This window comes from Chloroflexota bacterium (genome assembly GCA_026713825.1).
Lineage (GTDB): Bacteria > Chloroflexota > Dehalococcoidia > Lucifugimonadales > UBA1127 > UBA1127.
On record JAPONS010000051.1, the window covers coordinates 1 to 20,271 of the forward strand.

The following is a 20,271-nucleotide window of genomic DNA, read 5'->3' on the forward strand; positions in this document are numbered from 1 at the left end:
CTGTACACCAGCGACGCCGCCGCCCCGTCCTCGAACTGCAGGAACGTCAGGTGGCTGCCCTCCGTCGGCCGGTCGGGGTCCCAGACGCCCGTCGCCGACCGTACGCTCTTCACGACGCCGCCGCCAAGCACCCGCACGCTGTCCACCTGGTGGGGCACCTGGTTGAAGAGGATCCCGCCGCCCAGTGACGTGTCCAGTTCCTCGGGCCGCCGTGGCCGGTAGAGGAAGTTGGTGTAGTTCCAGGTGTTGATCATTCCGAGCCGGCCGTAGTCGCCGCTCGCGATCATCTGCCGCATGACGCGGATGGCCGGGTCATAGCTGTGGGTGTGCCCGACAATCACCTTGACGCCGGTGCGGTCGACGGCCTCGATGATGGCGTCGCAGTCCTCCATCGTCAGCGCGAGCGGCTTCTCGACTATGACGTGCTTGCCGTGCTCGGCCGCCATGATGACGTGCTCTTTGTGGAACTGGTGCGGCGTCGCGACGTAGACGAAGTCGACGTTGGGGCTCTCGCACAGCTCCTCAGCGTCCTCGTACACCTCCGCTTCGAAGTCCCGCGCGAAGGCCTCTCTCGGCTCGGCGTGCCGGTCCGCGGCCGCCGCGATGCTCACGTCGGGGTGCTCCACCATACTCCGCACCATGCCGGACCCTGCCATCCCAAGCCCGATGAAGCCGATGCGGAGTCGCTGTTGCTCTGTCGCCATTGTCTTACCCTCCCTGACTCGGGTTTGCCTGGTTGGCGGGACCGCCTGCCTCGGCCGGAGGCGCGTCGGCAAGCATGGGGCGCCGGACGGGGCGGACGATGAAGAGGAAGAAGGAAGACGCCCACCAGCTCAGCGCCATGACTACGATGCCCACGCCGAAGCCGCCAAAGAAATCGGCCATTGCGGCCACAAGGAACGGCCCCGTGCCGCCGGACAGTGTGATGAGGGGCCTGACCCGGCCGGCAATGGCGCCGAGGTTCGCCCGCCCAAAGTAGGCCGCCCAGACCACCTGGTTGAGGCCCACCCAGGCGCCGATTCCGAACCCGGCAATCGCGCCCGCGGCAAGCACGCTGGTGCCCGGCAAGAGCAGCAGAAGGGGCACGGTCAGACCGTTCCATGCGCAGACGATGAGCAGGGTCTTGCGAATGTGCATGCGGTCGGCAAGCCAGCCCCAGAAGAAGCGTCCGAAGAAGCTTGTGAACCCGTATGCGCTGAAGGCAAATCCCGCCGTTGTAAGGTCGAATCCCTTGTCGCTGAACGTCGGCGTCAAGTTGGCGGGGAAGGCGGTGGGGGAGAAGCTGGCAAAGAATACGGCGCCAACAAGCAGCCACAGAGTGGTCGTGCGGAAAGCTTCACCGGCTGTGAGGCTCGTGTCCGCCGCGCGTGCCCGCGCCGCCGCCTCCGAGCCCTCCTTGTCGCCGTCCGTCCGCAAGCCCACGTCCTCCGGCCGCGTCTTGATGAGCATTGCGGGCAACACCGCGAACACCAGGGTCATGACGCCCAGCAACTGGAACGTGGTCCGCCAGTCCAGCGCCTCCACCACGTTGGCCACGGTGAAGGGCAGCAGAAACGCCGCCAACCCAGTGCCCATCGACGCCAGCGCCGTTGCGCGTCCGCGCTTCCGCACGAACCACTCGGGCACAATCGCGGCTTGCATCAGCGCGCCCGGCCCCGCGCCGAGCACGCCGCTCAACACGCCAAAGATGAGCCAGAACTGCCACACCTCGGTGACGAAGGACACTGCGATGATCCCAAAGCCGGACACGAAGGCGCTGCCCACGGCCAGGAATGGCGCGCCCCGCCGCGAGTCGAGGAAACGGCCGAGGAAGAACCCCCCAACAGCGGCGCCAAGGGTTCGCAGCGTGATGCCCAGGAAGATGGCGGACTGGCTCCAGCCCAGGTCCTCCTGCATAGGCACGGAGAGAACTGCGGTGGACCAAATGGCCCCGGCCGTCGTGAAGGCACGCAGGAAAATGACCGCGACAATAACCCAACCGAAGAAGAAAGGCAGCCTCGCCTGCCAAGGGGGCCGCTGTGAGAGCTCGGCGTTGGATGTCGTCAAGGGCATGCCTTAGGTGCAGGATGTGTCTTGGGAGAGCAACCTACACAGTATACGAGAGAGGTAAAGAGGAATATACAGCCCGCTGCATTTGGTCTTTCTCCCGGTTCTGGACGGAGGTGATACAATGGCGTCAGGCCGCGTGGCGGCAACCGTATCGCCGGGCCCAACCGCCGGTGATGCGTCAGTTACTGCTGGGGCCGCGTCCGCTGTGGCGCAGCCCGGGAGGTAGTTAGATGCGAAGACTATTTGTTGTTGTACTACTGCTCCTGACCGTCGCCCTGCTGCTTGCATGCCAGGGACCGGAGGGCGAGTCAGGTCCGGCGGGCGAAGACGGCCAGGACGGCCGCACCCCCACCCAGGCCGAGCTTGCCAACCTCGTCAACCAGGCGCTCACCAACCGCCTCTCGGAGACGCAGGGCCCTCAGGGCGCCGTTGGCCCCCAAGGGCCCAAGGGCGACGACGGCAGCGACGGCGATACAGGCGCTGCGGGACCCCAGGGCCCCACCGGCTCGCAGGGACCCAAGGGCGACACCGGCCCCATTGGCCCGCCCGGCCAGTCCGGCGCCCAGGGGCCGCGCGGCGAGCGAGGCGCCCAGGGCCCTCCCGGCGTGAAAGGCGAGGACGGCAACCTCACCATCCTGGCCCCGCCGGCCAACCTCGGCGGCACCAACTATGACCTCGCCGTCAGCCGCGGCGCCTGGGTCGGCGTCATCTCCCAGCCCGTCACCCTGGCGAACCCCGCCAAGGTCCTGGTGCTGGCCAACGCCACTGTCTCCGTCACCTGCCCCCTTGGCCTGGAATGCGGCCACAACTTCCGGCTCGCCCTGAATACCGAGCTGCGGCAACCCCCCGACTCCCGGGAGTTCGAGTTGAACAACCTCCAGCTCCCCCACAGCATCCCGGTGTCCATCGGCAGCGTGTTCTCCCTGCCCGCCGGCGCCCACACCATCTACCTGCTCGGCTTCAACCGAGCCGACATCGGTCCGCTGCTGCGGAACACCACGCTCACTGTGCTCGTCGTGGAAGACTAGCCGCGCGCCTGGGACTCCGGAACGTGCGGGGCCCAGCCTGTTCGCCTCAACTTGTCGAAGGGTTGCAGAACGGGCTGGGCCATTGCGTTCACTTGCAGACCATCGCTCACATGGTGCACACTTTCCCCAACGAAATCCGCCGCCCTCGTTCTGCGGGTGCGGCCCTGTCGGGAGGAAGAGATCATGACCACCACCAAGCACGACGTGAAGCACATGAGCCGCATCGTCACGGACGGCCCGCACCGCGCGCCCGCCCGGGCGATGCTCCGCGCCGTCGGCATGAACGACGACGACATGGACCGCGCGTTTATCGCTGTCGCCAACCTCGCCAGTGACGTCACACCCTGCAACGTCCACCTCGACCGCGTTGCCCAGGCCTGCAAGGAGGGCGTCCGGCGCGCCAACGGCTTCCCCTTCCTCTTCGGCACCATCACCGTCTCAGACGGCATATCCATGGGTACAGAGGGCATGAAGGCCTCCCTCGTCAGCCGCGAGGTCATCGCGGACTCCATCGAGACCGTCTGCTTCGGCGAGAGCATGGACGGCCTCATCGCCGTTGCCGCCTGCGACAAGAACATGCCAGGCTCGCTGATGGCGATGGCCCGCCTCAACATCCCCTCGATCTTCGTTTACGGCGGCGCCATCCTGCCCGGCAATTACCTCGGCAAGGACATCAACATCCAGGACATGTTTGAGGCCGTGGGGTCCTGGTCCAAGGGCAACCTCACGGTGGAGGAGCTCTTTGCCATGGAGCGCATCGCTTGCCCCGGCGAGGGCGCCTGCGCCGGCATGTTCACCGCCAACACCATGTCCTCCGCCATCGAGGCCATGGGCATGTCCCTCCCCGGCGCGGCGTCAGTGCCCGCCGTCGACCCCAAGAACGAGGGCATCGCCCACCAGGCCGCCGCAGCCGTCTACAACATGCTCGATCTCGGCATCAAGCCCCGCGACATCATGACCAAGGATGCCTTCGAGAACGCCATCATGGTCGTCCTCGCCATGGGCGGCTCCACCAACGCCGTCCTCCACCTCCTCGCCATCGCCCACGAGGCCAAGGTCGACCTGAAGATCGACGACTTCGACCGCCTCAGCCGCGTGACCCCCTACCTCACCGACCTCCGGCCCGCCGGGCGCTTCGTTATGTCCGACCTCGACAGAGTCGGCGGCGTGCCAGTCGTCATGCGAGAGCTCCTGAACGCCGGCATGCTCCACCCCGACGTCATGACCTGCACCGGCAAGACCGTCGCCGAGAACCTTGACGACCTCGACATCCCTGCCGCAGACGGCGACGTGGTCCACGCGGTCTCCGACGCACGCTCGCCCACCGGCGGGCTCGTCATCCTGCGCGGCAACCTCTCGCCCGAGGGCTCCGTGATGAAGGTGTCGGGCACCAAGCACCTGCAGCACCGCGGCCCCGCCCGCGTCTACGACGGCGAGCGCGCCACCTTCGAGGCCGTCACCCGCGGCGAGATCAACGCCGGCGACGTCGTCGTCATCCGCTACGAGGGCCCCAGGGGCGGCCCCGGCATGCAGGAAATGCTGGCCGTCACCGGCGCCATCATGGGCGCGGGCCTCGGCAACGACGTCCTGCTCCTGACCGACGGCCGTTTCTCCGGCGCCACCCACGGCCCGATGATCGGCCACGTCGCCCCCGAGGCCGCGGTCGGCGGCCCCATCGCGCTCGTGCAGGAGGGCGACATAATCCACCTCGACGTGGAGAGCCGCGACCTCAGCGTGGAGATCTCGGACGAGGAGATGGCCCGCCGCCGCGCCGCGTGGCAGCCGCGCCCCATCCCCTACGAGGTCGGCGTCATGGCCAAGTACGCCAAGCTCGTCGGCACAGCGTCCCAGGGCGCTGTCACCAGCTAAGGAAAGCCGGGACCCAGAGGGGTGGTACGGCGGGGCGCAGCTGTCCCCCATACCGGCGCACGCCGGTATCCAGAAACTGTATGCCCAACGGTCGCCGCATCACCCGCCCCCATACCTGTGGTTCCTGCGCAGGAACCACGACAAACGCGACCAACCCCACTAGCCCATCCCTTCACCCTGACCCACCCCCAATTCGCCGTTCCCGCGCAGGCCGGAACCCAGAAGGGCGGTGTGTCCTGAACCGTTCGCCTTGAGCCAGTCGAAGGGTCACACGAACGGACGCATGCACTTCCACTCGTCGTTCTTGCGAAGGAGAGAATCTAAGGCGGGGAGCAGGTCAGTTGCTGTGGGTAACGTAATGGGACCATGGCGAGCAGGCGCTCTCCCGCACCAAGCCCCAAGCCTTTTCGATTCACATGGGCCTCGGCTGGGGGTCAGGCGAAGTAAATCCACAAAGGACGAGATCACTCGAGTTCCCTACCTCTGGCTGGTACAATGACTTGGAGTTTCGTTCAAGGTGACGTAGTTATGTTGCGCGTTTTCGCTTTCCCAGTGGTTCGCGTGTCGACTGTTGTTCTATTGGCCGGTACCTTGCTCTTTTCGCATCTGGAACGGGTTGATGCTTTCAGTTGCCTCGAACCCGGATCACCTTCCGAAGAATTGGCAAGGTCCTCTTCCGTCTTTTTGGGTCGTGTCGTCTCGATAAGTTCAAGTGTGAAAAAGGAAGACGAGGCCAAGTACCTTGGGTGGGATCGGATATACGAATTTAACGTCACGACTGTCTGGAAAGGACCGGTGTACCAGACAATGTTTGTCAGGTCTGATTACGGACAAATTAATGTGGCGCCCCTTGTGAAGGGCACCCAATATGTAGTGTACTTGCGAGACCAATTTGAACTATATGGGTGTACCCCGACACTGCCATTCCCGAGTGCTGCAGATCATGTGGCTGAGCTAGGTGAGGGACAGGCTCCATTGGAGGGCACAATCGCACCGACACCCACCGTTCCCTGGTTTGGGGCGGACAATATGAAAACTAGTAACGGGTGTGGGCCATCACCTGACAGCGCAGACCTTTCGGTTATAGGGCTATTGGTGGGGCTTGTCTGGATCGCTGGGCGGAGGCGACGCTGTGACCCACCTTACTAGCGACCCTTGCCCCTGACCCTGCCAAAGGGCGCCCGTCTCCTACCCCGCCTCCAGCGCCGAATCCACCTGCAGCCCGCCCTCCAGCATGCGCTGCACCGGGCACCGGTCGCCGATGCGGTGCAGCCGCTCGCGCTGCCCCTCATCGATGTCGCCGGTAACGTGCACGCGCTTGCGCACGACTGAGCCCGATGTGCCCTTGGCGGCGTCGTGCTCCATGGACACCTCCACGGTCACCTCACCCAGCGCCCAGCCCTTGCGTTCGGCATACAGCCGAAGGGTGGCGGCGGTTCAGGTGCCCAGCGCCGAGAGGAGCAGGCTGTGCGGATCCGGCGCCGCGCCGTCGCCCGTGGGCGGCGCCTCGTGCGCGGCAAAGCTGCCGAACGGCGTCTCCGCCACGTACCGAGTGCCGCCGACTGAGTGCACGGTTACTGTTGTCATGGCTCAGGCCTGCCGCTTCACGCCGGAAATGGTCGCGCTGTACCAGAACTGCCCGTCCCACCCGTCGCCACCGGGCGGCGAGCCCTCCAGGGTGACCTCTGCAAACCCCGCCCGCCGGACCGTGTCCGCGTACTCGGTGTCGGGCAGCGAGCCGGAGATGCAGCCGCTCAGCAGCGCCATGTCGTTCATCTCGTCCTCCGTCACCGGCCGCGTCAGCACCATGTCCGACACCACCAGACGCCCGCCGGGCCGAAGCACGCGGAAGGCCTCGCGGAAAACGGCGTCCTTGTCCGGCGCGAGGTTGATCACGCAGTTGGACATCACCACGTCGACAATCGCGTCCTCCAGCGGCAGCGCCTCGATGTCCCCATGCTTGAACGTCACGTTGCCGAGTCCGAGCTTCGCGGCGTTCTCCGTCGCCTTGTCGATCATGTCCTGCGTGAAGTCCACGCCGATGACCGCGCCCTGCTCGCCCACCTGCTCCGCCGCCAGGAAGCAGTCGAGTCCCGCGCCGCTGCCCAGGTCCAGCACCGTTTCGCCCGGCCGCATGCCCGCCAGCGCGACGGGGTTGCCGCACCCGAAGGTCACGACGCTCCCCGGCAGCTTCTCCAGCGCCTCGGCAGGGTATGCCGCCAGCGACTCGGCGTCGCCGGCACAGCAGGCCGCGTCTCCCTCGACCGCCTCACGAAGCCGGTCTGCGTACGACTGCGACACAACTACCTTGAGTTCAATTGGTGACTTCATAACGCCTCCTGTTACGGGAATGTGGTCAGCGTACCCGAAACGGCCCGTCCAGCCCCTCGGCCGCCTGCCAGCTCTCCTCCACGACATCCACCCGCGAGCTAGGCGGCCCTTTGCGGAGCTGCTCAAGCAGCGCGTCCAACGACGCTCGCGGCCCCTCGGCCACCACCTCGACGGTCGAGCCGTCCGACAGATTGCGCGCCCAGCCGTGCAGTCCCAGCGACGCCGCGTGCCGTTGCACGAATGCCCGGAAGTACACCCCCTGTACACGGCCCCGCACCAGCGCGTATAGCCGTTCGGGGCCATCCTCCGTCATGTCGCGCTATGCCGGCCCGACTAGGATGTCGTCCCCCTCAACCTTGACCGCGAACTGCTGAACCGGCAGCACGGCTGGCCCATTGACGACGCCGCCTGTGGTCACGTCGAACTGGCTGCCGTGGTACTCGCACTCCACCACTTCGCCGTCCAGCTCGCCGCGGTCCTCGATCATGGGCAACTCGGCGTGCGGGCAGGTGTTGCCCACCGCGAAGTAGCTGCCGTTCACGTTACCGACAATCACGGGAGTCAGGCCCACCTCCACCTTGGCAACCTCGCCCGGTGGCAGGTCGGAAACCTTCAAGACCGCTTCAAAGTCCGCCATTGGTTCCTCCGATTCATTGTTCGTGCAGACGACTGCCGAGAGTCCCCATGAAACACATCGCCGGCCCGTGAAGGCCGGCGATGAATGGTCGGCCGAAGTTTCGTCTATTCCCAGGCTCGGTTGTCCACGGTGCTCTCGTACGTCGCGCCGGGCGTCACCAGATCCGGGTAGCTCAGCATCCAGTTGTACGTGTAGTCGAAGCGCTCCCGCGTGTACGGCACGGGCGGCCCGTACAGCAGCCGCCACGACTGCAGCTCGCCGGGCTCCAGCAGGCCCTTGGCCTCGGCCAGGAAGTAGTGCTCATACTTCTCGGGGTTGTTGTTGATCATGTCGGCGGCCGCGGCCTGTGCGCGGAACATCGCCGCCAGCGTCGGCCCGTCCAACTCGTCGCCCGCCGCCTCGCTGCGGGTCGAGTGGCTCTCCATGATGATGCGGAAGCCCTGCTTCTGTGCCACGCTGATCCACGGCTCCATGAACGACCCCGCCGCCACGTCCCCGTTCGCGATTGCCGACAACCGCTCCTGCATCGTGCCCGCGTTGGTGATCTTGATGTGGTCCTTCGCCACGAACCCTTCCAGCAGCTTGAGCGTCGTGAAGTGCGAGCCGTTGTACGGGCTGACGGCGATGGGCACGTCCTTGAACTGCTCCGGCTCGTAGTAGTCGCTGTTGGGGGCCGCGATGATGGCGAAGGTGGACATCGCCGAGCCCAGCGCCACGATCTTCGCCGCGCGCTGACCCGCGTCCTCCGCCTCCACCGTGCGCTTCATGATGCCCCACTCGCACATGCGGAATTGGTCCACGTCGCCGGTGTTGTACAGCGACTCCATCGTGCGGTCGAAGATGACGTCGCGCATCGCCTGCCGGTCCGCGCCCACCTGCGCCGTCCCCGGCGTCGTCACGACCTCGACGTCCAGCCCCTGCTCGTTGAACAGTCCCTCGTCTCGGGCCACCAACACCGCCAGGTCATGGACGGCATTCATCATGGAAACCCGTACCTTCTTAAGGTCTGCCTGCGTAGTCATACTATGCCTCCGTAACGTTGGTGAACCGCCAGTAATTGTTTCACTCGCGAGCGGGCGCGTCAATTGACCCCCCGCTCTCATCGGATTGACCGCCGCTCTCACTGGACCCGCCGAAGGGCATTCTCACATCCATCATACCGGCGAATGCCGGTATCCAGAGGGCCGCGCTGTAGGAGAAACCCTCGTAGTTGCCCTGCATTGCGCCCTCTACCCCACGCCCTACCGCACGCCCCACGGGTCGGCGGGCATGGCGACGCCGCGCTTGCTCGCCAGCGCCGAGGCCCGCTCCGCCCCGGCCGCCGCCCGCTCTAGCTGCCAGTCGCCCAGCTCCAGGCCGAGGCCGTCCACCATACGGACGCGGAAGTTGAAGTACGCGCACACATGGGCGATGTCCAGAATGTCACGGTCCGACCACCCGGCGTCCTTGAGGCCCTGGAAGTCCTGCTCTGTCATCATGCTCGGCGCAAGGGTGAGCTTCTCCACCCACTCCAGCATCGCCACCTCGGCCTCCGACAGGTCCGCCTTCCGCCAATCGTCCTTGACCTGCTCGGTGGTCAGGTCGTCGCCGCCCTCCTGCCGCAGAAACTCTGCGTGGGCGACCGTTCAGAACCGGCAGTTGAGCGTCGCCGAGGTCACCGTCGCGATCATCTCCCGCTGCGCCGTCGAGAGCCGCGACTCGCCGCGCATGACCTCCCACATCAGCTCGGCCGTGTGCCACATCGCCTTCGGGTTCAGGCTGTGCAGCATCGGCGGCGTGGCTGGCGGGCTGGTCGTGGCCTCCCGCGCCTGGTTGATGGCCTCGCCCGCCCGTTGCGCCGCCAGCTTGCGATAGACCTCCTTCAACTCCCCTTCCGCCTCTTCCGGTCGGATGATCTTGATCCACGGCATACGCGCCTCCATCCATTGCGGCATGTAATTGGGGTTTGGCCCATGACAGCACTGCGCCGAACGCTTGTCAACAGGCATCGCTCTCATATTCAGGCGCACGGCAGGCCGGCGTCGATTGCTGAACGTCCATGCCACAGGATGCAATACGTGTTGCGCGCCTTGACGGTATGGTGAATGTGGTATACCGTTACCCGACACAAAGGAACCATTGACATTTGCAATTATTGCGCAACTCGCTAACCATCAGAAAAGATGAGGAGTTGCCGATGTCACCCGACGAAACTTGTCAGTTGCTTCCCCAAGGCGGCGAAAGGACAAGCAGGACAGGGCTTATCGCCGTGATCCCCGCACTTTTGCTCCTCGCCTTGGCTGCCTGCGGCGGCGGGGGCGGCTCCGGCGCCGTCGAAGACATGCTGCGCCTCCTTCCCCGCGACGCCGAAGGCGCGGTGTACGCTGACGTCGCCGCCCTCTATGATGACGACGACCTCAGGCCCATACGCCGCGACGCAGAGGGCGAATGGGATGACACGGGCTTCGAGGACGATTTTGACATCGAGCTGGAGGACCTCACATACCTCGTCTACGGAGAAACGGACGGCGACGACCTGTTCCTCCTGGGCGGCCTGGAAGACCTCGACGACCTCAGGGACGAGCTGGACGACCAGGACTACGACGATGACGAGATCCGGGGCATCGAGGTCTGGATAGACACCTCCCGTTCTTGGGAAGCCGTAGCCTTCCTTGACGGCGGCAGGGTGCTGATAGCGGAATATGAAGACACCATGGAGGACGTCCTCCGCCGCATGGACCGCGGTTCATCCTCCCTGTACGACGAGGTGGAAGACATCGTCTCCGATACCCCTGGAGGGCAGCTTGTTGTGGTCACTGAGTGCGGAAGCGACTGCCTCGCTGCCAGCTCCCTCGAAAAAGCGGGCTCGGATGAAATGAAGCTCGTCCAGACTGCTCTGTATGAGGATGAAGACGACGCCGAGGACCAGGAGGATGACCTCAAGGACGACATCGAGGACGACGACCTTCCCCGTGATTGCGATGACGCAGACGTTGACCGCAGCGGCCCGGTGGTGACCTTTGAGATGGTCTGCGAGTTGGACTTCTTCGAGTTCTTCACGAGGTTCGACCTCTAGGAGAGTGGGCCCCTGAATACACGGGTTTCTTCTGCCCCACCGGTCACTGATGAGCCATTGGCCAAATGATTGGGCCTCGTTTGCGTCATTTGAATCCGCCCCCCTACGGCGCTATCCCTTTGACGCTCTGAGGCGAAGCCTAACCCCGTCCCATGCGATGTGCTACCCTGTGCGCCATCCGATATCCCTCAAGGAGGCGTAACGTGGCAATCTGGATGAACATCTTCATGGAAGCCGTCGAAGGACGCGGCGACGAGTTGGCCGCGAGCTATGCGGGCCGCTGCCCCGGCATCCGGCAGGAGCCCGGCTGCATCAACTTCTCCTTCTACCGCAACGTCGAGAACCCAAACCAGTTCATCCTCCACGAGGAGTGGGAAAACGAGGCCGCCCTCGACGCCCACCGCATCCTCGTTCAGCAGCAGGGCGTTGACATCTCCCACCTCCGCAAGGGCACTGGGCATCGCGAGTACGTCAGCATCATCTAGCGCCCCGCCGCCGGCCCTGCCACGCGGGCGTTGCGCCTGTGACCCGTGCGACCGTACGCTAGCCGCATGGACGCTTGTCGTATGCGCCACAGTAACGCGCACGCCATGACCAAAGCCCGCAGGATTGACTGCCACGGGCCAATTCAACACAACCCGATTCCCCTACGAGTTGTCTCTTGCAACGCATTGCGGCTTAATGCAACACAATCGGGCTCCAGCTACGGGCAGCTGCCATTTGCCATGCCCAATAGCGATATTCGAGTCAAGCTGGTCGCAGCGCTTTCAGATAGCATCATCACGCAGAATTTCACTCCGAAACTCAACTCAATCCCCCCTCTGCCACCGCCCGCCCTGAGCCCGTCGAGGCCTGTCCTGAGGTTCTCGGAAGAGGGTCGCCCTGAGCCGGTGTTGGATCGCTCCATTCAGGCATGGGCAAACCCCGTGCTACAATGGTTCTCGTTCGCCATCAGATAGAGACTGGAAGGTGCGCTATGGCCTGGAACGGCTGGACCGTCGTCGACATGGACTCCCACGTGCGGGAAGAGCCCGCCAAGATCTACGGCGACTACATCGACGCCGACTACCGTGACAAGTTCGCCCGGATGAAGCACGCGCTGGACTCCAACGCCGAGAAGGGCGTCGGCGCCGCCATCGCGTCCAGCCGCTACGCCGTCGTCGCCCCCATCGTCTCCGACAACCCCATGGGCGACCATGACGGCTTCGGCAGCGTCGGCCGCGAGTTCATCCTGCAGCACACCGGCGGCCGCCGGAACTTCGGCCGTCCGGAGCGCGGCGAGCTCCGCCCCATCGACCAGTCCGTCAGCTGGGACTACAAGGCCCGCCTCCAGGGCATGGACGACTCCTACGTCGACATCGACGTCATCTTCCCCACACACGTGTCCAGCTACTGCGCCCTCCACGACGTCGGCTTCGAGAGCGCCCTCTACCGCGCCTACCACCGCTGGGTCCACGACTTCTCCGCGCAGGCCCCGGACAGGCTGAAGTGGACGGTCGTCGCCAGCATGCGCGACCCCCTCGAGGCATGTGAGGAGGTCCGCCGCTGGTCAGAGGACAAGACCATGGTCGGCATCTACATGCCCCCTAACGGCCCCAACAATATGCTCCTTGACGACCCGGCGCTGATGCCCATCTACCAGGTGGCGCAGGACCTGGACCTGCCCATCCTCATCCACGGCGGCACGGCTCGCCCGCCCTACCAGCCCGGCACCTTCGACCTGCAGGGCACGTGGTTCCTGCAGCACGGCCTCTCCAACCCCTGGGCCGGCATGGCCTCGATGGGCGCCCTGGTCGGCGGCGCCGTCCTCAGCCGCTTCCCCCGCCTCCGCGTCGCGGTGGTCGAGACAGCGGCCGGCTGGCTCCCGTCCGTGCTGGACCGCTTCGACGCCCACTACATCATGTCGCCCGGCCACGTGCCCCTGCTCAAGCAGATGCCCAGTGAGATCGTCCGCAAGAGCGGCCAGTACTTCCACGGCATCGACACCTGGGAGTCGACGCTCGACTACGTCGTCGACCGTGTCGGAGAGGACGTCCTGCTCTTCGCCTCCGACTGGCCCCACGGCGACACGGCGTGGCCCGAGGCCGTCAACCAGGTCGTCGAGTGGGAGGGCATCAGCGACACCGCCAAGCGCAAGATCCTCGGCGAGAACGCCCTCCGCCTCTGCAACCGGATCACGGTGTAGCGGGCCCCAGTGAACGCCGCCGAATTCGAGCGGCTCCTCGGCCCCGCCGGAGACCCAGCCGTCTCGGCCAGCCTCTATGTCACCAACCCGCTTGACGCCCTGCGCGAGGTCAACGCCGACGCCGCCGAGCGCCTGTCCCTCTTCGCCAAGCTGGGCTTTGGCTGGCGCGACGACGACAGCCTCCCCATCCCCCAAGCCGCCATCAGCTCAGCCGCCTGCCTGCTCCTCCTCGCCGACCGCCTCTACGGCAACCGCATCGCGGAGCCGTTGGTCGTCCCGGTGGTCGACGGCAGCGTCGAGGTCGACTGGGACGGCACGTCCGGCGAGGAGCTCGTGCTAATGGTCCCACCGGAAGGCGCTCCCATCCAGTTCGTCATGAACCTTCCCGACGGCTCCGGCGGCGTCACCGAGTGGGACGGCTTCCTCCCCACCGACGCCAGCCTCGCTGATCTCCTGACGAGGCTCACATAGTAAGAATCAGAAGACAGTAGTGCGCCGGTAATGGCGCCGCACCCGAGCGATAGGCCAATTCTCTCGCTGGCTGGTACGCACAAGCCATCTCCCTGTACCCTAGAACGGGGGCATTGCTCCTACGCACATTGACGCATTGGGGGTCACGCCATGGAACTCGCTGAACGCATGGGCCGGTTGGGGACGGAGTCCGCCTTTGAGGTGCTCGCCAGGGCCAAGGCCCTGGAGGCCCAGGGCGTCGACGTCATCCACCTCGAGATCGGCGAGCCCGACTTCGAGACGGCGCCCCACATCAAGGCCGCGGCGATCGATGCTCTGAACGCCGGCTACACGCACTACGTCCCCTCCGCCGGCATCACCGAGGTCCGCCAGGCCGTCGCCCGCAACGCCGGCGAGCGCCGCGGCCTCGAGTACGACTGGCAGCAGGTGATCATCACCCCCGGCGCCAAGCCGATCATGTTCTTCACGCTTCTCGCCCTCGCGGAGCCCGGCGCCGAGGTCATCTATCCCGACCCCGGCTTCCCCATCTACGCGTCCATGGTCAACTTCTGCGGCGCCAAACCCGTCTCCATGCCCCTGCGCGGCAAGCTCAACTACCACCCGGACCTTGACGAGTTCGCATCGCTGGTCAATGAGAACACCCGCCTCGTCATCCTCAACTCGCCCCACAACCCCTGCGGCTCCGTCCTCTCAGGCGAGGAGATCGCCGCCATCGCCGAGATCGTGCAGGAAAAGTCGAACGCCTACGTGCTCTCGGACGAGGTCTACAAGGACCTGCTCTACTCCGGCTCGCACGTCAGCATCGCGGCCATGCCCGGCATGCAGGACCGCACCATCATCCTGGACGGCCTGTCGAAGAGCTACGCGATGACCGGCTGGCGCCTCGGCTACGGCGTCTTCCCGCAGCCGCTCGTCGAAGGGGTGACGAAGCTCGCCGTGAACAGCGTCTCGTGCGCCAACGCCTTCTCCCAGATGGCGATGATCGCCGCCCTCGAGGGCCCGCAGGACACCGTCAGCGCCATGCGGGAGGAGTTCCTGAAGCGCCGCGACGTCGTGGTCGAGGGACTGCGGAGCATCCCCGGCGTCACCTGCCCCATGCCCGAGGGCGCCTTCTACGCCTTCCCCAGCATCAGTGGCACAGGCCTCTCCAGCGGCGAGTTCGAGGCGAGGGCGCTCCAGGAAGCGGGGGTGGCCGTGCTCTCGGGCAGCGCCTTTGGCGGCTATGGCAACAACTGCGTGCGGCTCTCTTACGCCAACTCGATCGACAACATCCAGAAGGCTATCGAGCGGCTGCGGGACATGGTGGAGTCGCTGTAAGCTAGCCCGCCGCTTCGACGCCGCCCGCCCGCCACAAGCGTCGGCTGCCGACCCAGTAGTACACCGACCCGGCCATGCCAACCAGCAGGATGGCGATGCCCGACAACGCAACGCGGTGGTAGGCTTCGGCCACCTGCGCGGCACGCGCCGTCTCGATGTCGCCCGTGCTCATCAGGATGCCGCCCAGCGTCCCGCCGACCGTCGCCGCCAGCATGATCAGCCCGATGAACAGCGCCGACGCCATGCCGATGTGCGCGGGAGGCACGGCATTCATCTGCGCCGCGCCCGCCGAGGTCTGCAGGAACCCGGACCCAGCGCCCATGAGCGCCAGCGCCACGCCTATCAGGTACGGCGCCGAGGTCTCGTTCAGCGTAACCAGCACCAGTGCGCCGGAGACCTGCCCGACCATCCCCACAGCCATGACCGGCCCCGCGCCAATTCGGTCGGACAGGCGTCCAGCCACGGTGCTTCCCGCAAACATGAAGGCTGGGGCTATCGCGAAGAGGATTCCGGATAACGTCGCGCTCATGCCCAGTGCGTGCACCATGAAGAAGGGCAACACCAGCGTCGCCGCGCTCTGTCCCATAACCTGCAGCACTAGACAGAGGCTCGTCACGACGGCGGCCGGGCTCCGGAATATGCTCAGCTCCAGCACCGGCGTCGTGGCCCGTGCCTGCTGCCATGCGAACAGCGCCACCCCGACGACGCCGACAATCGCCAGCCCGACTACGCCCACCGAGGTGACGCCCCAGTCCGCCGTGCGATTCAGCGCCACCACCAGCGAAGCCAGCCCGACAAAGACGAGCCCCGCGCCGAGAAAGTCAAAGTTCGCCAGCGGCAGACGCTGCTCGCGCCGCAGGAAGACGACGGCCAGCAGGGTCGTCGTCACCGCGAGGGGCGCGGCGGCAATATAGATGGAGCGCCAGCCGAATGCGTCGATGAGTTGGCCGCCCAGCAGGGGACCCGTCCCCGCACCGATGCCCACCGCGGCGATGATGACCCCCAATGCCATCCCTCGCCGGTGCTCAGGAAAGCCTCCCATGCCGATGGCGTTGCGCGTCGAGAGAAAGAGCGCGCACCCCAGCCCCTGCACCGCCCGCCCTGCAATGAGCATCGGCAGGTTCGGCGACAGGTACGAGGCCACCAGCCCGACGAGGAAGACGCCAAGCCCAATCACAAACAGCCGCCGCCGACCGAACCCCGCCGACAGCGAGCCCACCGGCAGCGCCAGCCCAAGGATCATGAATTGGAGGACGACGGCCACCCACACCGCGCCGGCGGGGGAGGCGTGGAACTCGGACGCGATGGACGGCAGCGCGATGATGTTCATCGAGCCGTCCATCGTGAACACCAGCGTGCACATCGCCGCCAGCCCAAGCGGCAGCCATGTTGAGACGAAGCTTGCGCGAGGGTTCGTTGCGGCTGAGGCGTTCAGATTCGTAGCGGCCATACCCTCCGAGTTTACTCTCGCCCAGCACAAGCGGCAAAGCGCGGCGTGTGGAACAGCCCTGCACTCGGGCTCTATAACGCAACTACGAGGCATATGACGTCTTCAATGTGCCGTCATATAATGAGGTTAGGACATTGGAGGGTACGGAATGGACGCAACAACGCAGTCAGAATGGTACAAGGCCCCGTGGTTCCGAGGCGTGTTTCTTCCCTTGCTGGTGGGCAGTGCCGCCGTTGGCATCGCCACCGTGGGCGCCTTCCTCTCCGGATCGGGAGCCGAGGCCACAGGCGGCGTCAACGGTTTCATTGAAGGCCTGTCCGGCATGTCCGGTGACAAGTTGGACAACGTCGGCATCTTCGGCTTCACATTCGCAGCCGGGATGGTCTCTACCGTAAACCCATGCGGGTTCGCGATGCTGCCCGCTTACCTTGGCCTCTACCTCGGCGCTGCCGACTCCGGTGGAGCGGCCTCCACGCCAAGCAGACTCCGGCAAGCCGCCATTGTCGGCCTCCTGGTCACCTCAGGCATGCTCCTGCTCTTTGGCAGCGTGGGCATCGTTCTCTCCGCCGGACTGACGACAATCCGGTCTGTCATCCCCTGGCTGGGACTGATCATCGGCGTGGTGCTTACTTTTGCGGGCGCGTGGGTCTTGCTGGGCGGAAAGCTCAACATCGGCGCCTTCAGTCGCGCCGCGTCCCACATGGGCGACGCCCGCCAGACGAACCTCCGCAGCTACTTCCTCTTCGGGCTGAGCTATGGCACGGCCTCGCTGAGCTGCACCCTGCCCATCTTCATCGCCGTTGTAGGTTTCGGCACCACCACAAGCTTCCTGAGTGCCCTCGGGCAGTTCGTCCTGTACGGCCTCGGCATGGGCTCCGTCATCCTCATCCTGACCCTCGGGATGGCGGTCTTCAAGGGCGCGATGGTCGGCGGCCTGCGCAAGGCGTTGCCGTACATCCAGCCCGCCAGCGCCGCCATCATGCTGCTGGCAGGCGCGTACATCATCTTCTACTGGCTCACCCTCGGCCTCGACCTCCTCTAGCCTCACCCAAACGCAGACAGCCGGTCCGGGCAAGTGCTCGGGCCGGCTGTACTTTATTCCTCGACCAAGCCACGCGCGTTTGAGACAGTCGCTCGACGCGGCTACAATGCGCCCAGACTCGCAATTGCCAGCTGCTTCGAAAGTGAGGCCGACATGCGCCTGCAGGACAAGGTGATCATCATCACGGGAGCCGCCCACCACATCGGCCAGGCGTACGCCCTCCGCTGCGCCCAGGAAGGCGCCAAGCTCGTCATCTGCGACATCCGCGACTGTGGCAACACTGCCGAGATGTGCATCGAGGCCGGCGCCGAAGTCCTCGCCCTCCACACCGACGTCGCCAACGAGGAGGACACTCTCGAGATGGCCCGCAAAGCGGTGGAGCGCTTTGGCCGCATCGACTGCATCGTCAACAACGCCGGCATCTATGACGGCCTGACCGCCCGCTCCATGCTGGAAGTCGACCTTGACGAGTGGGACAGGGTCATGGACGTCAACGTGAAGGGCATCTTCCTCTGCACCCGGGCCGTCGTGCCATACATGCGCGAGCAGGGCGGCGGCAAGATCATCAACATCGGCTCCGCCATCTGGTTCTTCGGCGGCTCCGGCATTCCCCACTACGTCGCATCCAAGGCTGCGGTCACGGGTCTGACGCGAGCTTTGGCTCGCGAGCTCGGCGCGGATAACATCAAGGTCAACACCATCGCGCCCGGCGGCACCAACAGCGGCGCCGTCGTCACCCGCGACGAGCGCGCCCCGCAGACTCCTCCTCCCTCTCCCAACGTCCTCGGCCGCCGTGAGGTCTCCGAGGACCTCACCGGCACCGTCGTCTTCCTCGCCTCGGAGGACAGCGACTACATCACCGGCCAGATGATCGCCGTCACCGGCGGCGCCGGCATGCACTAGGCTCCGCAACCTTTCGTTCAACCTCGGGGCAACAAGAAGTTCGCTCAGATGAGTGAAGGGTCTTCGAATACCTACAGAAAATTGCATTCGAAGCGCACAGTGACCCTACTGTGCAAGCGCTGCTCTCACCTTTTCCTCCAGCTCTCCCGCTTTCAAGAACAACTGTCCGCTTGCTTGAGCTATTCTCTCCTCATTTAAGAGTTCTTGGCTCTTCAGAAACGCGTTCCGATCGTAGAACCAGTGTAATTGATGTGCCAGGCCCATATAGGTGGCAACCAAGTCGTCAGCTATGTCCAAAATTGCCCCGAAGGCAGTGTTCCCTTCATCGTTGGCAACGTAGTCATCTCTTAGCTGCGCCAGTTGCCCATAGAACACGTCACGACTCGACCGATCGATCTGCTGTGAACCGTTAAGCACCTGACTGGCTATCCTAAACACTACATAGAGGTAAAGGTATCGGGTTTGGTTCCGATAATCGCTTAGCGTTGCATTCTTCTTTGAACCTATTGAATACCCCCGCTCCATGGCGTGCCTTGCCATGAGCCACGGGATAAGCAAATCATCTTGAGTCAGGTCCTTGGTTGCTTCCTCGAATTCACTACCCCCGGGTGTAAACTCTCCGCTTCGCCCAAACGCTGTGTGTGGTTTGCTCAAGACTGAAGCTCCATAAAATCGTAGCGCGTCAAACGCATTGATTAATCGGTCTTGAGCAAACCTTTGCCTCTCTGCCTTGGGTAGTACATTGTACTCACCTGTTTGTACCTCCAAGAAATACCCCTGTTCCCGAAGGGCCGTCTTAAGTCGGTGAAAGTTTTCTTCAAGGGTTAGGAAGTCACGCCCTCGCACTGCATTCTGTTTGTTGGAGAATCTAGTGATGTTCCTAACAAAGTCACTGTTGAAATCATCCACTGCGATCAATTTGAAAGCCAGTGACGCCTCTCGGTAAGGCCCTGCATCTGGCAGTACAGTCAGCTTTGCTTGAACTCCCGCAAAGCGATTCTCCATGAAATCGAACAGTGTTCTGGTTGTTTGACAGCCATTCACGATTTGCGGTGAATCGATGCGTAATCCTTCACTTGTTGACTCAAAATTCCTGCATACCACACTAATGCCATTATTGTAGGCAATGAAGCTTTTTGGACTCTTCAATAGTGTGTTGCTAATACCGTCATTTACTGACTTGGCTCTTTTCCCTAGCCACTTTCGCACGTTCCGATCGTAGATACTGTCAACGGAAGCATTGTGAAGTTGTGCATATTGACGGAGCATCTGATACACGTCAACAAGCGTAGCTACTCCGACATAGGTCTTTGATTCTACAGAGACCCCTTTGCAGGTCAGGAAAACACTACTCTCAGGAGTCTCTTCTCCTCCTATTTCGTCGTACAAATCCTGAAGGCATATGGCTTCAAGGCTGACACTAAGGCCATAACGTTGATTTGCGATTGCTCGTGCATCATCCAGAGCGCCCAGTTGAGCCTCAGTCAACAGATCCACCGTTGCCACTATGTACTGAAGGGCACCTCCAGATTGGAGCACAGAAGCGCACTGCTCAAGTGCATCAGTGAGGGGCTCTCCGTTCCTAGTCCGATCAAGACCCCCGGAAAACTTCCTGAACTCATCAAGGGGAGATACCTGCAACCCAGCAGTCCCATATTTGCCCTGCACAATTATTCCATGCGGAGGATTGGCATCTTCGGAGGGTTCAACTATCAGCCCGTCAATACCATAATCACCGCCCCCTGCCATGTCGGTCGCGTTAACGGCATCATCGTCAGATAGTTGGTAACGGTAACGCAGAACGAGTTGGACAAAGGAATCTCCCTTGGCCACGGTGTCAGGTTCGGCGTCTATTTGTTGTAGAAGTTCCTTTTTCCATTGAACAAAGCCAGAATCGTTTTGCATCGCTTGTGCCTCCCCAAGATTCCGCTACT

Annotated in this window: 21 protein-coding genes; 9 read left to right on the forward strand and 12 right to left on the reverse strand. The window is 64.0% G+C overall.

Translation table 11 applies throughout. The features are described from left to right. Positions 1-704, reverse strand: a 704-nt coding sequence (locus tag OXC99_06595; GenBank protein MCY4624648.1) for a Gfo/Idh/MocA family oxidoreductase, incomplete at its 3' end; no start/stop codon positions are given. 4 nt (positions 705-708) lie between these two features. Beyond that, entirely contained in the window at positions 709-2,052 is a 1,344-nt protein-coding gene (locus OXC99_06600) for an MFS transporter (protein MCY4624649.1), read from the reverse strand. Positions 2,053-2,279: 227 nt separating this feature from the next. On the opposite strand from OXC99_06600, the gene OXC99_06605 reads away from it, so the two are divergent. Continuing rightward, positions 2,280-3,077: a hypothetical protein gene (locus OXC99_06605; GenBank protein ID MCY4624650.1), complete on the forward strand. Its 798-nt coding sequence runs from the start codon at positions 2,280-2,282 to the stop codon at positions 3,075-3,077. Positions 3,078-3,260: 183 nt separating this feature from the next. Continuing rightward, entirely contained in the window at positions 3,261-4,946 is a 1,686-nt protein-coding gene (gene ilvD / locus OXC99_06610) for a dihydroxy-acid dehydratase (protein MCY4624651.1), read from the forward strand. 1,188 nt (positions 4,947-6,134) lie between these two features. Here the strand turns inward: ilvD and OXC99_06615 are convergent. The 8 genes from OXC99_06615 to OXC99_06650 form a co-directional block, all read right to left on the reverse strand. After that, the gene (locus OXC99_06615) at positions 6,135-6,365 is read right to left on the reverse strand and encodes an OsmC family protein (GenBank protein MCY4624652.1); all 231 of its coding nucleotides are present in this window, start codon (positions 6,363-6,365) and stop codon (positions 6,135-6,137) included. A gap of 18 nt (positions 6,366-6,383) precedes the next feature. After that, positions 6,384-6,533, reverse strand: a complete 150-nt coding sequence (locus OXC99_06620) for a hypothetical protein (protein MCY4624653.1) — start codon at positions 6,531-6,533, stop codon at positions 6,384-6,386. 3 nt (positions 6,534-6,536) lie between these two features. Then, complete coding sequence (arsM, locus tag OXC99_06625; protein MCY4624654.1) at positions 6,537-7,277, reverse strand: arsenite methyltransferase; 741 nt, start codon at positions 7,275-7,277, stop codon at positions 6,537-6,539. A gap of 25 nt (positions 7,278-7,302) precedes the next feature. Further along, positions 7,303-7,590 carry an acylphosphatase gene (locus OXC99_06630; GenBank protein MCY4624655.1) on the reverse strand — a complete coding sequence of 96 codons (288 nt, stop codon included), beginning with the start codon at positions 7,588-7,590 and terminating at the stop codon, positions 7,303-7,305. Between the two features lie 6 nt (positions 7,591-7,596). After that, the gene (locus tag OXC99_06635; protein MCY4624656.1) at positions 7,597-7,914 is read right to left on the reverse strand and encodes a non-heme iron oxygenase ferredoxin subunit; all 318 of its coding nucleotides are present in this window, start codon (positions 7,912-7,914) and stop codon (positions 7,597-7,599) included. Between the two features lie 104 nt (positions 7,915-8,018). After that, complete coding sequence (locus OXC99_06640; GenBank protein MCY4624657.1) at positions 8,019-8,936, reverse strand: hypothetical protein; 918 nt, start codon at positions 8,934-8,936, stop codon at positions 8,019-8,021. Positions 8,937-9,155: 219 nt separating this feature from the next. Next, positions 9,156-9,437 (reverse strand): hypothetical protein, encoded by a 282-nt coding sequence (locus OXC99_06645; GenBank protein ID MCY4624658.1) that lies wholly within the window; start codon positions 9,435-9,437, stop codon positions 9,156-9,158. Positions 9,438-9,539: 102 nt separating this feature from the next. Beyond that, positions 9,540-9,824, reverse strand: coding sequence for a carboxymuconolactone decarboxylase family protein (locus OXC99_06650; protein ID MCY4624659.1), 285 nt, complete (start codon positions 9,822-9,824; stop codon positions 9,540-9,542). Between the two features lie 338 nt (positions 9,825-10,162). Here OXC99_06650 and OXC99_06655 point away from each other — a divergent pair, with 338 nt between their 5' ends. The 5 genes from OXC99_06655 to OXC99_06675 all read left to right on the forward strand — a co-directional run bounded on the left by OXC99_06655 (position 10,163) and on the right by OXC99_06675 (position 14,942). Then, positions 10,163-10,969 (forward strand): hypothetical protein, encoded by an 807-nt coding sequence (locus OXC99_06655; protein ID MCY4624660.1) that lies wholly within the window; start codon positions 10,163-10,165, stop codon positions 10,967-10,969. Positions 10,970-11,172: 203 nt separating this feature from the next. Continuing rightward, positions 11,173-11,454, forward strand: coding sequence for an antibiotic biosynthesis monooxygenase (locus OXC99_06660; GenBank protein MCY4624661.1), 282 nt, complete (start codon positions 11,173-11,175; stop codon positions 11,452-11,454). Positions 11,455-11,945: 491 nt separating this feature from the next. Continuing rightward, positions 11,946-13,154 carry an amidohydrolase family protein gene (locus OXC99_06665; GenBank protein MCY4624662.1) on the forward strand — a complete coding sequence of 403 codons (1,209 nt, stop codon included), beginning with the start codon at positions 11,946-11,948 and terminating at the stop codon, positions 13,152-13,154. Positions 13,155-13,163: 9 nt separating this feature from the next. Continuing rightward, the gene (locus OXC99_06670) at positions 13,164-13,625 is read left to right on the forward strand and encodes a hypothetical protein (protein ID MCY4624663.1); all 462 of its coding nucleotides are present in this window, start codon (positions 13,164-13,166) and stop codon (positions 13,623-13,625) included. Between the two features lie 150 nt (positions 13,626-13,775). Continuing rightward, entirely contained in the window at positions 13,776-14,942 is a 1,167-nt protein-coding gene (locus tag OXC99_06675) for a pyridoxal phosphate-dependent aminotransferase (GenBank protein ID MCY4624664.1), read from the forward strand. A gap of 1 nt (position 14,943) precedes the next feature. On the opposite strand, the gene OXC99_06680 is transcribed toward OXC99_06675, so the two are convergent. Continuing rightward, positions 14,944-16,392: an MFS transporter gene (locus OXC99_06680; GenBank protein ID MCY4624665.1), complete on the reverse strand. Its 1,449-nt coding sequence runs from the start codon at positions 16,390-16,392 to the stop codon at positions 14,944-14,946. 148 nt (positions 16,393-16,540) lie between these two features. Between OXC99_06680 and OXC99_06685 the strand changes: the two genes are divergently transcribed. Together OXC99_06685 and OXC99_06690 are read left to right on the forward strand one after the other, a co-directional pair. Continuing rightward, positions 16,541-17,434 (forward strand): cytochrome c biogenesis protein CcdA, encoded by an 894-nt coding sequence (locus tag OXC99_06685; protein ID MCY4624666.1) that lies wholly within the window; start codon positions 16,541-16,543, stop codon positions 17,432-17,434. Positions 17,435-17,587: 153 nt separating this feature from the next. Then, positions 17,588-18,337, forward strand: coding sequence for an SDR family oxidoreductase (locus OXC99_06690; GenBank protein ID MCY4624667.1), 750 nt, complete (start codon positions 17,588-17,590; stop codon positions 18,335-18,337). 105 nt (positions 18,338-18,442) lie between these two features. Here the strand turns inward: OXC99_06690 and OXC99_06695 are convergent, their stop codons facing one another. Next, a complete protein-coding gene (locus tag OXC99_06695; protein MCY4624668.1) occupies positions 18,443-20,242 on the reverse strand; it encodes an AIPR family protein in 1,800 nt (599 codons plus the stop codon). Positions 20,243-20,271: the final 29 nt, after the last annotated feature.